The sequence below is a fragment of the Chloracidobacterium validum genome, assembly GCF_018304825.1.
Classification (GTDB): domain Bacteria; phylum Acidobacteriota; class Blastocatellia; order Chloracidobacteriales; family Chloracidobacteriaceae; genus Chloracidobacterium; species Chloracidobacterium validum.
This window is the reverse complement of record NZ_CP072649.1, coordinates 267923-282008: the sequence shown is the minus strand read 5'-3', so window position 1 is coordinate 282008 and position 14086 is coordinate 267923. Positions and strand designations below refer to the sequence as shown.

Here is a 14086-nt window from a genome sequence, read left to right as displayed (position 1 = left end):
CCCAACCTGCCCCCATGTGGATGTCCCGGACGCGCCGGCGTGTCAATCGGCATCGGCGAGCAAGTGACAATACTGTGGTGCGGCCTGTTCGCTGAAATAGAGCGCCTGGAATTTGGGCATGGACTTGATCTGGTCCACGACCGAGCGCGCTTGTCCGGTTGCCGTCATATTGCGCACCAGCGCCTTGGCATCTGCCTCGTTGACGCGCAGCACGAGCTGACTGCCGACGGCGGAAAACACACTAGGATCGAAATCCCGCGCTTCCTGCGAGGCCAACACCAGCGAAATGCCGTATTTCCGACACTCTTTCGCCACGGTTGGAATGAGCTTCAGCCGGCGGGCGCGGTGCGCTTCATCAAACATGATGGCATGCGTGATCCGCGACTGCACGCCGCGCCGGAACATATCCTTGTAAAGCTGGTAGAGCACCAGCATGGCAAAGGCCGACTGCACGACCTCGCTTTGCTCGCGGTGCAAGCACACCACGACCGGAGCCGTCCGTTGCCACAGGTCGCGCGCCGGCTCGGTCGGCGGTGGCTTGAAAAAGCCATAGTCTTCCAGTTCATCCAGGCGCGTCAAAAGCCGGCGCAAGCTCGCATCCTGCCTGGCTTTTTGGCGGAGTAGTTCAACGAAGCGCCCGAACGGTGGCGTCTCGCCGACTCGCTCCGTGCTCCACCCCCGTTCCTCAAAGCTTTCCACGATGGCGCGGCGGAGCGCGCCGAGTTGCAGGTCGCCGAGGTCGGGATACATGGCCGCGAAAATGTCGCGCGTGGCCCCGGCCACATCCACGTAAGCCCGTGGATGCTCCACCGTCGTCACGGCCAGCGGGTTGAAGCTCAGGCGTCCGACTTCGAGCAAATCCACGGCGGGAATTCTGGACTGGAGCTTTTCATCGAAATCCTGGTGATAGGAAAAGACCAGCGGACAAACTCGCTGCCGGTGCATCTGCGCGCAGATATTGAGCAGGCACGTCGTTTTCCCCATACCGGGCAGACCGACCACCAACAGGTGCGGATTACCCTTGATGGTGAGCTTCCAAGACACCGGGTGGCCGGCCCGGCTGCGGCCGAGCACGATAGCCGGCTCAACGTCACCAGGCGGAAGTGGCTCGGCGGGTGGGCCGCCCACCCCCACTGCGCCGTTTTTTGAGTTGTCTTCTGGGTGGTCTGCCTGATGGCTGTCTTCTGGGTGGTTATCTTCCTGGTCGGGAACATCCAGGGCCGGCAAGCCGAACCGAAAGGTTCTCACCGGCCAACCGGCCCGCGACACTTCCAGCGGGGTGGGTCCCGCAAAACTCGGCGAGCAGACCCAGCCGCGGTCCTCCTCCTCGGCGGCAACCACCACGTCACCACGCCCTTCCAACAACCCATGGCAGGCCGCGTAGAGCGCGTCGTAGCCGGCCGGTTCCAGGTGGTGACGCCGGGCTTTGTCGGCATAGGACTGCACGACCAGGGCCAGGCGCGCCAGCCGCAGGAGACGCAGCGTGGGCGGGAGCGCTGGGTCAAGGTACTGCTTGAGGAAGCCTTTGCGCGTGGCTTCGACCTGCGCCCGAATCTCGTCGAGGAGCTGATTTACCTGCTCTGGCGAAAACGCTTCAAATGCCCTGCGGTATTTGACTTCAATGAAGCGAACGACAAGCTGCCCGGACGGATGCCCCGTGACGTAGAGAAAGTCGGCCCGGCGCTCCGGCACGGCCGCGCTCCGGCGCAGCCGTGGCTCAGGAAGCAGGTCGGGGATGTCATCCACGGGGATGAGCACGCCATTGCGCAGCGCAACCCAACAGGGATCATCCGGTTCGGCCGCTCGGCAGTACGCGCCGGCCGCCGCCAGGGCCAGCAGCTCTTCCGCCGGGGGTTCGGCCCCGGCCAGGCGAATGGGCAGGCGGCGGCTGATTTCCTTCAGCCGCGCCAAAAGGAACGGCGCCGTCCTGGCGTCCAACGCGCACCCTGCGCGCTTGGCAAGTTCGGCCAGGAGCGCCTCGACTTCGGCAATGAGCGCCGTTGAAGCCACCAGCCGCAAGTCGGCAACGTCATCGCGGTCCGGCACACAATCAATGACATGCGCTGCATAGACATCGCTGTGGGCGTGGGGATGGTCGAAGTACTCGACGCCGGCAAAATGGTCGAGCGTCACGACCCAGTCGCAGCATTCGTGCATGTGCCGTAGTTCAGCTTGGCGCGTTTCGGAAAGCGTGGTCGTCAGGCATGCCGAACCGTTTTCCAGGTGCAAGTAACGCGCCACGAGGCGACCAAGACCGGACTGCAAGGCACACAACCGGACGGTGTGCGGCGCGTCGGCCGGATGCGCCGTGGCGCGGCTGAAATCCGGCAGGAACGCCTCCCACCGGGGCACCGGGCCGGGATAGTACACCCGGCACAACCTGGATAGCAGTCCGCAAACTCCGGCCGGTGGCAGGTTCGGGGGCGGTGCGCCGGTCCGTACTTGGGACGTCAACAGGTCAAATAGGATGCCCACATGCCCCGGCGTCTCCGGGAGCGGAGACGCCGACTGAATCCATTGCAGGTTGGGCTGCGTGACGCCGTGGTGGTAGCGCGTCGTCTCGCTGACCCACCGGTCTTCGCTCGGCACGGTGGACGCCCCACGCAGGCGGCGGCGGAGGGTGAGCTGGCGCAAAAACTGTCCGGCCAGTGGGCTGTCCGTTGGTGAGGCATGCAAGTGCAGGACGAAGGCCGGGGGTTGGTTGTCAGGTGTCTCCGTATCGTCGTCGTCATCGGTCGCCGGAGTCGTCACCGCCATGATTGACCGCCGCGCTTGCCCCAGGGCCCGGGTCACTGTTTGTCCGTCGCCGGCGCGAAGTGCGTGAATGTGGAGCAGTTTTTGGTAGGGATGGCCGGCTGCGTAGGCCCGAAGTTCATCGCCCAGCAAGGTGACGGCGCGGTCAGCCAGCGTCCTCGGCAGGTGTCGGTCATCCGGCTTCTCACAGTTTTCCAAAGCCCGCGCCAGTAGCGTGGTCGTCACCCGTGGCTCCGGGTCATCTTCGGGCACCAGCGCCGCCGCATGAAAACCAAGCGTATCGGCAAAGACGAAGGCCGGAGAGGCTTCCACGCCCGGCAACCAGGCCGGAAACCACATGCCGTCGAGGCAGCGGAGTTCGCGGACCAGCGTCTTGGGCGCCACCTGTTCCTGGAAACGGGCGTGGAGGAGCAGGGCGTCGTAGGCGGCATGCCAGGCCAGGCGCAAGGGATGCGTAGGCAGGACGATGAGGCCACGGACCCGGCGGCCATCACTGACGGCAACGGTGCTCACCAGCGCCAGTTCCGGCTCGCCCACGGCCAGCAAGTCACACCAGGCGTCAAGGTACGCGCCGATGACCTCTGCCTGCGGACTCGGCTCAACATAGGTCAGACCGTTCAATTTCACCTTTTGGACGTGTTGAACGAGTTTGCTCGTGGCCTCGTGCACGCGCTGCCAGAGGTGAAGTGGGGTTTCCATCCCAGGCACGAGGTTGACCGGGGAGACGGTTCCCCGCCAGAAACCTGACTCGCGGACGGTGAGCGTCCACCGGACTACCGGGGAGGCCAAATCGGCCCAGGCGCGCTCAACGGCGGCAAAGAGCGCCGGATAGCGCAGGCCATAGCTGCGCGACTTGTCCATCTCCAGCGTGATGACGGCGTCAGACTCCGCAAGGGCCGGGTGTTCCCACCGGGCGGCAACCTGTGCCGGGCTGTCGAGTTCGATCAAGCCTTCGCTGAAGGCGCGGACCCACCGGCGGGACTGCGATGTGGCCGCATCGGCGCCGACCTCGCCGGCGCGAATGGTAAACCACTCGGTCTCGCGCGTGATTGTCGTGTGCTCCTGCGTCGCCGTGAGCACCAGGCGCGCCGTGCAGTCCAGTCCCTCGCCACCATTGGGGAGGTCTTCGGCCGTGAGCGTAAACTTCTCTTCGTTTTTACCGGCATGGGTCAGCTCGGTTTCAAACAGGGCGGCGCCGTTGGCATCAACCAAGGCGAGGTGGTAGGTCACGCTGCCGGGAGGAAGTTCCGCCGGGGTGGTTTTCCACTTGACCTGAAGGGCGGCAGTGTTTTCGGCATTGGGGTGGATCGGCCAAACCAGCGCTTGCGTTTCCGGGTCCTGGTTCAGACCCGACCACTTGAACGGCGATGAGCCACGCGCCGCGCGCCAGGGCGAGAGCGTCAGGTCGGTGAGGTGTTCCGCGACCGAGGCCGTCTCGATCCTGCCCAGCCAGAATTCGGGCCGGTCGCGCAGACGCTTGAGCACAACATCCGTCGGCTCGGCCTGGTGGGCTTCCAGAAACGCCTGTAGCGCTTGCCGTTCGGCTTCGGTTTTCGTCTGGACGCGCGCCCGCGCCAAACGCTCGGCCAGGGGCCGGCGGAGCGCCGCCGCGCCAAAGAGATCGGTGACCAACCGTGCCGCTTGTTCGGCGCGGTGGAGCGCGGCTTGTTTCGTGCTTTGGGATGGGAGGTCTTGACTCACCACGGGCCAGCGCCCGAGGAGCCACAGGTGTGCTCCCCAATCTTCCGGCCGTTTCACCACACGGGCCAAAAAATCGAAGGCCAGCCAGCGTGAGCGATGGGACAGACGGGTTTGGGTATCCTTGAGCAGCGCGCGCAGGAAGGCGCGTTGCGGGGGCGAGGCAACCGACTGTAGCGCCTGGTGGCAGGCTTCATCGAGGAGTTTGTCTTCCTGGATTTCCCGCCCGGCACTGTAGATGCCATCCATGCCAGGACCGGCTTCGTTCCGCTCGACCAGCAGCAGGGTGGCCGTCCCCTTGGCTTCGCGCTGCGCCACGGCCTGGTCGGACGTGATGGTATTGAGGGCTTCATCGGCCCGCGCGGCCACCCGGTACACCTGCCAGCCCTTCGCCCTGAGCGTGTCGGTGAAGTACGTATCCTGCGGGAGCCGGCGGATGATGTCTGGCGCAGCATCGCGGACATAGACCACCGTCCCTGGTCTAGCTTTGCCGAGCAGCTTGCCAAACGCCGCGGCAAGAAAGTGCACGTGATCGCCTTGTGTCCAATCGGCCGTATCGGTCAAAAAATTCCGCACGTCACCATCTCGTTATGCTTTGGTTGCGTATTTTGGTCTCATGAAACGGTCTCATGAGGCATTGGCTTGATCGGAAAACGCGGCTGCAAGCGCTTCATCGCCTCGGCGTCACTGACGCTGACCAGCAGCCCCAAGTCGCGCAGGCGGTTTTCCAAGTACTGTTGATTGTTTCTCAGCAAGGCATCCGCCAGCGTCACACCGGGCAGCGGCGGATCGGTCACATGAAAACCATAGCGGCTCGGCAACCACATCCAAAATCCTTTTAGCGTTGCCGCTGCCGACCGAGCCTGGTGTGCCAACCACAGGTGGGCCAGGTAATCCAGTGTGGCATCGGGAAGACTGCCGCGCCGGATGTCACGTCGGGTGCGGCCGCTGCGCGCTGTCCCCGACTTGATGACCAATCCGCGTGGGTCGTCGCACAACGCGCAGCTATCCAACAGCTCAAACCATTTGCCGGCCTGCTTGCGCCCGCGGAGTTCGGTCAGCACCTGCGCCAACGCCAGCACGATTTCGGCGGCCGGACGCCGGTCTCGCAGGGCCGTCGCCAACTTGGCGGAGGGCTCCGGCCAGATGGCAGCTACCGTTTCGGCTTTGCTGACCAGGGCCGCGAGCACGGTTTGGGAAGCCGGATGGCGCGCATAGAGCAGGTCGCCCAGGCAGGTGAGGCGCGCGTCGCCGTGGGGCGTCGCCGCCGGTAGGGGGTCATGGGCCGGCAATCGGCGTTCAGCTTCGTAGTCGAGCAATCGCAGCGCCATCAGGATGACCGGGACGCACTCCAAACGCTTGCTTTGCTCGGCAAAGATTTTTTCTGCCGCGCGCGCCAGCTCACGGTCGCGCCCGTTGGAAGCATCGAGCAACAGCGGACAATGCCGTGGCTGCTTCTGTGGCAAACGCCCGTCCTGCGCCCAGCAGCCAAGCGCCTCGGCCGTGCTGGTCAGCATGGTCGTCAAACCGACTGCCAACGCGCTTTCGAGCATGCCAATCAGGACGCCACGCGGCATGGTCTCGCCATAGGCGGCGATGAAAACGGCCAGGTCATCCCGCAGTGGGTTGTGGACACACGCCAACGGTTGCTGGTTGGGAATGCGCGCGCCACCCTCCCGGCTGCCCAGTGATTGTGGGGGCTGCTCCAGCCGCTCTGCCAGCCGGATCATGAGCCATTCGGGCAGTGTCACCGAAGTGACCTCATCAAACCGATCCGGCAGGTTACGCGGCAGATCGGCCGGGAGGACGCCCCGCAGAAAGGGCTTGAGGAGCAGATTTTCTTGAAATCGTCGCCCAACCGGAAAGGGGGTTGGGTCATCGGGGGCGGAAGGTTCCACCCAGGGGCCAGATTGTCCGGCCAGCATGGCCACCAGCGTTTCCGGTATGTAGCGCAGGTCAACGCTTTTCTCCGGCAGGTCAAGCCAGGCGGCAAAGTAGTGCGTGGGCAGCGCCCGCCGGACAGGTTCGGTCTTGCGTTCAGAGCGGTTGCGATTTTCAAGGCAAAAGCCCAGGAGCAGGTCACTCAGCACGTCCTGTGCTGGCGGTGCGTCAAAGCCTTTGAAATGTGCCGTCCGCGCCAAATCGGCAGCCAGCCGCCCCACCGTCGGGTCAGCGCCAAAAACGCTGGTAAAGCGTCCCTTGCCGCGCCGTTGGACGGAGCGAATCATGTAAAAAACCGTCGGCAGCACGGCCGTGATGTCCACGTCCTGAAGGGACAGTGGTATGGCCGGACGGTAGTCACCGGTCAGAACCTGGTCGCACCAGTCCTTTCCAAAACAATCCCGCAAACGGCTTTTGTAGGTTCCCTCAGACACAACCGCTGCCTTTCCCTTCACTTGAGCGCGCCATTCAGCCGGATGCTTGGCAACCCCAGGGCCGCCGGCGCGCGACCGGTTCGATTAATCACGATGTGGCTGATTTTCCAATCCTGCATGGCGGGGGTGCGACTGCCAAGCGGTGGTTGCCGGTCATCGGAAGTGCCGCCGGGACACTAGGGTGCGTCTCGCTTGGGTTCCCAGCACCTAAAAAGACCGTGAAAAATCTCACACTTGAGGGGCACGGCGCTGTACCTTGGAAGCAAGAGGGCGCCGGCCTTGCTTTTTCCAAACGTCCCCACACCAGGCCCTGGCTGGTACACCACGGCGCTGAGGACGCAATTTTTATGAAGATTCTGATGATTCAACCGAATTACCACTGCGGCGGCGCAGAAATTGCCGGGAACTGGCCGCCAAGCTGGGCCCCCTACATTGGCGGAGCGCTGCGGCACGCCGGCTACACAAACTACCGCTTCGTGGATGCCATGGCGCTCGATCTCACCGACGAAGCCTTGGAACATCTCATCCGCGCCAATCAGCCCGACGTGGTGATGGCGACGGCGATTACGCCGATGATTTACAAGGCGCAGTCCACCCTCAAGCTGGTCAAGGACATCAACCCTTCTACCATCACGATCTTAGGTGGCATTCATCCGAGCTTCATGTATGGTCAAGTGCTCGCCGAAGCCCCGTGGATTGACTACATCGTGCGCGGCGAAGGCGAAGAAATTATCGTCAACCTCCTGCGCGCCATCGAAGCCGGTGATGACCGCCGGCAGCGCCACGACATTCGTGGACTCGCCTTTCGGAGCGATGAGGGCAATGTCATTGCCACCCCGGCCCATCCGCCCATTGCCGACCTGGATTCCCTAACCCCCGACTGGAGCGTACTGGACTGGAGCCAGTACATCTACCTTCCACTCAACGTTCGGGTTGCCGTGCCGAACTTTGCCCGGGGCTGCCCGTTTACCTGTCGGTTCTGCTCGCAGTGGAAGTTCTGGCGGAAGTATCGGACCCGCTCGCCAGAAAAATTTGTGGATGAAATCGAAACGCTTGTCACAGACCACCAAGTGGGCTTTTTCATCCTGGCCGACGAAGAACCCACCATCAACCAGAAGAAGTTCGTCGCGCTGTGTGAAGCCCTGATTGCGCGCAAACTCGATGTCCACTGGGGCATCAACACGCGCGTGACCGACATCCTGCGCGACGCCCACCTGCTGCCGCTCTATCGCAAGGCCGGGCTGGTCCACGTATCGCTCGGCACAGAAGCCGCCACCCAGATGAACCTCAACCGCTTCCGCAAAGAAACGACCATTCAGGAAAACAAACGCGCCATCCAACTCCTCAAAGACAACGGCATGGTAGCCGAAGCGCAGTTCATCATGGGGCTAGAGAACGAAACGCCCGAAACGCTTCAGGAAACCTACCGCTTGGCCCTGGACTGGAACCCAGACATGGCCAACTGGAACATGTACACGCCCTGGCCCTTCTCCGAACTCTTCGAGGAACTCAAGGACCGCGTCGAAGTCCGCGATTACTCGCGCTACAACTTCGTGACCCCCATCATGCAACCCGATGACATGGAACGCGAAGACGTCCTCAAAGGCGTGCTCAAGATGTACGGCAAGTTCTACAGTCGGAAAGCTTTTCTGGAATACCCCTTCATTCGGGATTCGTTCAAGCGCAAGTACATGCTGGGCTGTCTCAAAGCCTTCGTCAAAATGACGGCGACCAAACGGTTCTATGACATTGGGCGCGTCAAACGGAAAGGGCTTGGGGTTGAGGTTGACCTTGGCTTCGATGAATCCAGAGTGTACAGCCGTGAGCAACTGGCAGCGCTCGATGATGAGGCCTCACCCACACGCGCAGATGTGAACTACCTGGGTTCGATCTCGGCGTGTGGCGGCCCGCGCGAGGCGCACCTGACGCCGGAGCCTCTGGTTGCGATTGGCAGAAGGGAGCATCCCGATGACGACGAAGATCGAAAGCCTCTTGCAAAAATATAGCCGCCCCGGGCCACGCTATACGAGTTACCCCACGGTTCCGGTCTGGAGTGACCGGTTTGGGGCGACGGACTACCAAACGGCGCTTCGTGAGTTGTCGGAAACGCCCGATGCGCAAGACCTGTGCTTGTACGTGCACTTGCCTTTTTGCGCGATGGCCTGCCATTACTGCGGATGCAACAACGCCGTCACCAGTAAGACCGAAGTCGTGGATGCTTACCTTGACCGGGTAGCGCGGGAAATCAATCTGGTGGTGGACCTCCTCGGTCGTGGACGGCGGGTCGTCCAGATGCACTGGGGCGGCGGAACGCCGAACACGCTAACCGCGCGTCAGATGGAACGGCTCGTGCAGTTGCTCGGCGATGCATTTGATCTGGACTGGCGCGGTGAGATGTCCATCGAGATTGATCCGCGGATTGCCTCGTTGGCTCAACTCCAACACATCCGGTCGCTTGGTTTCCGCCGCATTAGTCTGGGCGTACAAGACGTTGACCCGCAGGTTCAACAAGCGATCGGACGGCATCAACCGGAGGCGCTCACGAAAAGCATCTACGCGGCCTGCCGGGACGTGGGCTTTGAAAGCATCAACCTGGACTTGGTCTATGGCTTGCCACTCCAGACCAGTGAAACCTTCCGGCAGACGGTGCAGGCCGTCCTGGCGATGCAGCCAGACCGGGTAGCCCTGTTCAACTACGCGCATGTCCCCAAGCTGCGCCCCAAGCAACGCCACATCCGAACGGAAGACCTACCGGATGTCCTGACCCGATTTGCGCTGTTTGACGAAGCACGGCAGCGATTGACCAGCCACGACTACGTCTGGGTGGGCATGGATCACTTTGCCCGACAAGGCGATGAACTGGCCGTCGCAGTCCAGGAACGCCGACTGCACCGAAACTTCATGGGCTACACGCTGCGGCCGGCATCCAACCTGATTGCGTTTGGGATGAGCGGCATCAGTGAGTTGACCGGGTTTTACGCGCAGAATGACGCCAAACTGGGGCGCTATCAGACGACGCTCGATCAGGGCGAATTGCCCATCGCGCGCGGCCACCGGCTCACCCCGGATGACCAGCGTCGCCGCGCCGCCATCAGTCATTTGATGTGCAACATGGAGCTTCCACTGGCAACCCTTGGGGAAGCGTTCGACGCCCATGCGGCGCACTTCCAAGACATGGAAGCAGACGGATTGGTTGACTACACAGCCGACCGGCTTGTGGTGACGGCGGTGGGACGACCGTTTGTCCGCAATATCTGCATGACACTGGATGCCTACCTGAAACCTGGCACATCGCAACCGGTCTTCTCCAAAACACTTTGACCGGCGCCACGGCCGGCCCAGCGTCCTGGCTCTGGGCCGGCCGCGTGGGTTGCACATCCATCACGCCAACCATGACCTTCACGGCCCGGCCCGCGGGCTGGTCGGGGACGATCCAAGTCGGACAATCAGACTAGTCGTCCCCGGCACAAGCGGTTAGACTACGCCTTCCCTCAGCCCTAGGTTGCTTTATGCGCTGCCGGCGTAATTTCACTTCATGATCCATTCACCTGCTCATTTGCTCGAACAAATCCTACGTGAACGCATTCTCGTCCTCGACGGCGCCATGGGGACGATGATCCAGTCTTACAAGCTCCAGGAAGCCGACTATCGCGGCGAACGATTTGCGGATCACAGCCATGACCTCAAAGGCAACAACGACCTGTTGTGCCTGACCCGGCCCGACATCATCGAGGCCATTCACCTGGCTTACCTCGCGGCCGGCGCGGACATCATCGAAACCAACAGTTTCAATGCCCAGCGGATTTCCCAGGCGGATTATGGCCTGGAGCATCTGGCCTACGAACTCAACTTCGCCGCGGCCCAGTGCGCGCGCCGCGCCGTGGACGCCTTTCTGGCAAACGACCCCTCACGCCCCCGCTTTGTCGCCGGGGCGCTTGGGCCGACCAACAAAACGGCTTCCATCTCGCCGGATGTCAACGACCCCGGCGCGCGGGGCACCACCTTCGATGAACTCGTGAGCGCCTATGCCGAACAGGCTGAAGGTCTGCTTGACGGTGGGGCTGACCTACTGTTGCCAGAAACCACCTTCGACACGCTCAACCTCAAGGCGGCGCTCTTTGCCATCGAGGAGGTGTTTGAGCGACGCGGGAAGCGGGTGCCGGTCATCGCTTCCGTCACCGTCGCCGACGCCAGTGGACGCACGCTTTCCGGGCAGACGGTCGAAGCCTTCCTCATCTCGGTGCAGCATGCGCCGTTGCTGGCGCTCGGCATGAACTGTGGTTTCGGCGCGGCGGAAATGCGCCCCCATGTCGAAGAACTGGCGGAAAAATCCCCGTTTTACCTGGTTTGCTACCCAAACGCCGGACTGCCCAACGTCTTTGGCGGCTTTGACCAAACGCCCGACATCATGGGTGAACTGCTGCGTGACTTTGCCCGCCACGGCTGGCTCAACATTGTCGGTGGCTGCTGTGGGACGACCCCCAAGCACATTGCCGCCATTGCCGCCGCCGTTGCCGGATGTGCGCCGCGCGTCCGGCCGACGCCAGAACGCTACACCCGCCTGAGCGGATTGGAAGCCCTGGTCATTCGGCCCGAAACCAACTTCGTCAACATTGGCGAGCGCACCAACGTCACCGGCTCGGCCAAGTTTGCCGAGTTGATTCGCGCCGAACGCTACGAAGACGCGCTGGCGGTTGCCCGTCAACAAGTGTCCAACGGGGCGCAGGTGATTGACGTCAACATGGACGAAGGCATGCTCGATGCCGTCAGCGCCATGACGCGCTTTTTGAATCTGGTCGTTTCAGACCCCGACATCGCGCGCGTCCCGATCATGATTGACAGCTCGAAGTTTCACGTCATCGAGGCCGGGCTGAAGTGTGTGCAGGGCAAGTGTGTGGTCAACTCGATCAGCCTCAAGGAAGGCGAAGCGGTGTTCATCGAACAGGCCCGCCTCATCCGCCGTTATGGGGCGGCCGTGGTCGTCATGGCGTTCGATGAGGTTGGGCAAGCCGACACCGCGGCGCGCAAGATCGAAATCTGTACCCGCGCTTACCGCATTCTTACCGAACAGGTTGGTTTCCCGCCGGAAGACATCATCTTCGACCCGAACATTCTCGCCATTGCCACCGGCATCGAAGAGCACGCCAACTACGCGGTGGACTTCATCGAGGCAACGCGGGTCATCAAGCAAACCCTGCCGGGATGTAAGGTTTCGGGCGGGGTGAGCAACTTGTCGTTCGCCTTTCGGGGCAACAACGTCGTCCGCGAAGCCATGCATTCGGTCTTTCTCTACCACGCCATCCGGGCCGGGATGGACATGGGGATCGTCAATGCCGGGCAACTGGCCGTCTATGACGAGATTCCGCCCGACCTGCTCGAACTCGTCGAGGATGTCGTTCTCAACCGTCGCCCGGACGCCACCGAACGGCTCCTGGCCTTTGCCGATTCGGTCAAAAGCGCGGGCAAAACGACCGTCAAGGATGAAGCGTGGCGGCACGCCAGCGTCGAAGAACGGCTCAAGCAGGCGCTCATCAAGGGCAACGCCGACTACATCGAAGCCGACGTCGAAGAAGCGCGCCAAAAGTACGGCGCGCCGCTCGCCGTCATCGAAGGGCCGCTCATGGATGGCATGAACGTCGTCGGCGACCTGTTCGGCGCGGGCAAGATGTTCCTGCCCCAGGTCGTCAAGTCGGCGCGGGTGATGAAAAAGGCCGTCGCCGTCCTGCTGCCCTACCTCGAAGCCGAGAAAAAAACAGCCACCAATGGCCACGGCGCGCGCAAGAAAGTCCTGCTCGCCACGGTCAAGGGCGACGTTCATGACATCGGCAAAAACATCGTTGGCGTCGTTCTGGGGTGCAACAACTACGACGTGATTGATCTGGGCGTGATGCAGCCCTGCGATGTCATTTTGGCCAAGGCGCGCGAACACCAGGTGGATGTCATCGGGCTGAGCGGCCTGATTACGCCCTCACTGGACGAGATGGTTCATGTGGCCAAGACGATGACCGAGCAGGGATTTGATCTGCCGCTCCTCATCGGCGGCGCGACGACTTCAAAGCTGCATACGGCTGTCAAGATTGCGCCGGCTTACTGCGGGACGACCGTTCATGTGCTCGATGCCTCGCGGGCGGTGGGCGTCGTCGGCGCGTTGACCAGCCGCGACCAGCGTGCCGACTTCGCCGCCCACAACGCCGACGAACAAGCCACGCTCCGCGCCGAGCATCAGGCAAAACTCGACCGCAAGCGCCTGCTGTCCCTGGCCGAAGCCCGGGCGCGGGGCCCCCGACTGCGTTTTGACGCGGAAACCGTGGCCGTCCCGGAACAGCTCGGCATCCTGACGCTCGATGACGTGACGCTGGATGCGCTCGTGCCGTACATTGACTGGTCGCCGTTTTTCCACACCTGGGAACTGCGCGGGCGCTATCCCAAAATCTTCGATGACCCGGTGATGGGCGAACGCGCGCGCGAACTCTTCGACGATGCCCAGCGCCTGCTGGAACGGATCATCGCGGACAAGCTACTCCACCCACGGGGCGTCATCGGTCTCTTTCCGGCCAACGCCGTCGGCGACGACATCGAACTCTACGCCGATGAAAGCCGAACCGAGACACTGGCGCTCTTTCATACGCTACGCCAGCAAGTCGAACGCACGGACGGCAAGCCGAACGTCGCGCTGGCGGATTTCGTCGCCCCGAAGGACACCGGCGTTGCCGACTACGTTGGAGGATTTGCCGTGACGGCCGGGCTGGGTCTGGATGAACTTTGCGCGGCGTTTGACGCCGACCATGACGACTACGGTTCAATCCTGGCCAAGGCCCTGGCCGACCGACTGGCGGAAGCCTTTGCCGAGCTGGCCCATAAGCGCGTCCGCGACCTGTGGGGCTACGGCCGGACCGAAAACCTCAGCCGTGACGACCTCATTCGGGAACGCTACCGCGGCATTCGCCCCGCGCCGGGATACCCGGCCTCGCCGGACCACACGGAAAAACGGACACTGTTCGCGCTGTTGGGCGCGGAGGAAAACGCCGGCGTTCGGTTGACGGAAAGCTGCGCCATGCAGCCGGCCAGTTCGGTGAGTGGGCTGTACTTCGCCCATCCTGAGGCCCACTACTTTGCCGTCGGCTGGCTAGGACGCGACCAAATTGAAGATTACGCTGCCCGCAAGGGATGGTCGGTTGCCGAAGCCGAACGGTGGCTGCGCCCCAACCTGGGCTACGAGGAGGCTTCAGCGGGCTGACGGGGTGTTTTGGCTTGGTCTG

The 14086-nt window shown here is 62.7% G+C and carries 5 protein-coding genes; 3 read left to right on the top strand and 2 right to left on the bottom strand.

What is annotated here, in order from left to right:
- Nucleotides 1-42: 42 nt before the first annotated feature.
- Both J8C06_RS12300 and J8C06_RS12295 read right to left on the bottom strand, forming a co-directional pair.
- A complete protein-coding gene (locus J8C06_RS12300; RefSeq protein WP_211430447.1) occupies nt 43-5028 on the bottom strand; it encodes an ATP-binding protein in 4986 nt (1661 codons plus the stop codon).
- A 38-nt stretch (nt 5029-5066) separates the two neighbouring features.
- Entirely contained in the window at nt 5067-6827 is a 1761-nt protein-coding gene (locus J8C06_RS12295) for a hypothetical protein (protein ID WP_211430446.1), read from the bottom strand.
- A 347-nt stretch (nt 6828-7174) separates the two neighbouring features.
- On the opposite strand from J8C06_RS12295, the gene bchE reads away from it, so the two are divergent.
- The 3 genes from bchE to metH all read left to right on the top strand — a co-directional run bounded on the left by bchE (nt 7175) and on the right by metH (nt 14064).
- On the top strand, nt 7175-8833 hold the full coding sequence (gene bchE / locus J8C06_RS12290; RefSeq protein ID WP_211430445.1) for a magnesium-protoporphyrin IX monomethyl ester anaerobic oxidative cyclase: 1659 nt from the start codon (nt 7175-7177) through the stop codon (nt 8831-8833).
- Nucleotides 8796-10148 (top strand): oxygen-independent coproporphyrinogen III oxidase, encoded by a 1353-nt coding sequence (gene hemN, locus J8C06_RS12285; RefSeq protein ID WP_211430444.1) that lies wholly within the window; start codon nt 8796-8798, stop codon nt 10146-10148. The genes bchE and hemN overlap by 38 nt, the downstream gene beginning before the upstream one ends.
- Nucleotides 10149-10362: 214 nt before the next feature.
- Nucleotides 10363-14064: a methionine synthase gene (gene metH / locus J8C06_RS12280; RefSeq protein ID WP_211430443.1), complete on the top strand. Its 3702-nt coding sequence runs from the start codon at nt 10363-10365 to the stop codon at nt 14062-14064.
- The last annotated feature ends 22 nt before the right edge of the window (nt 14065-14086 follow it).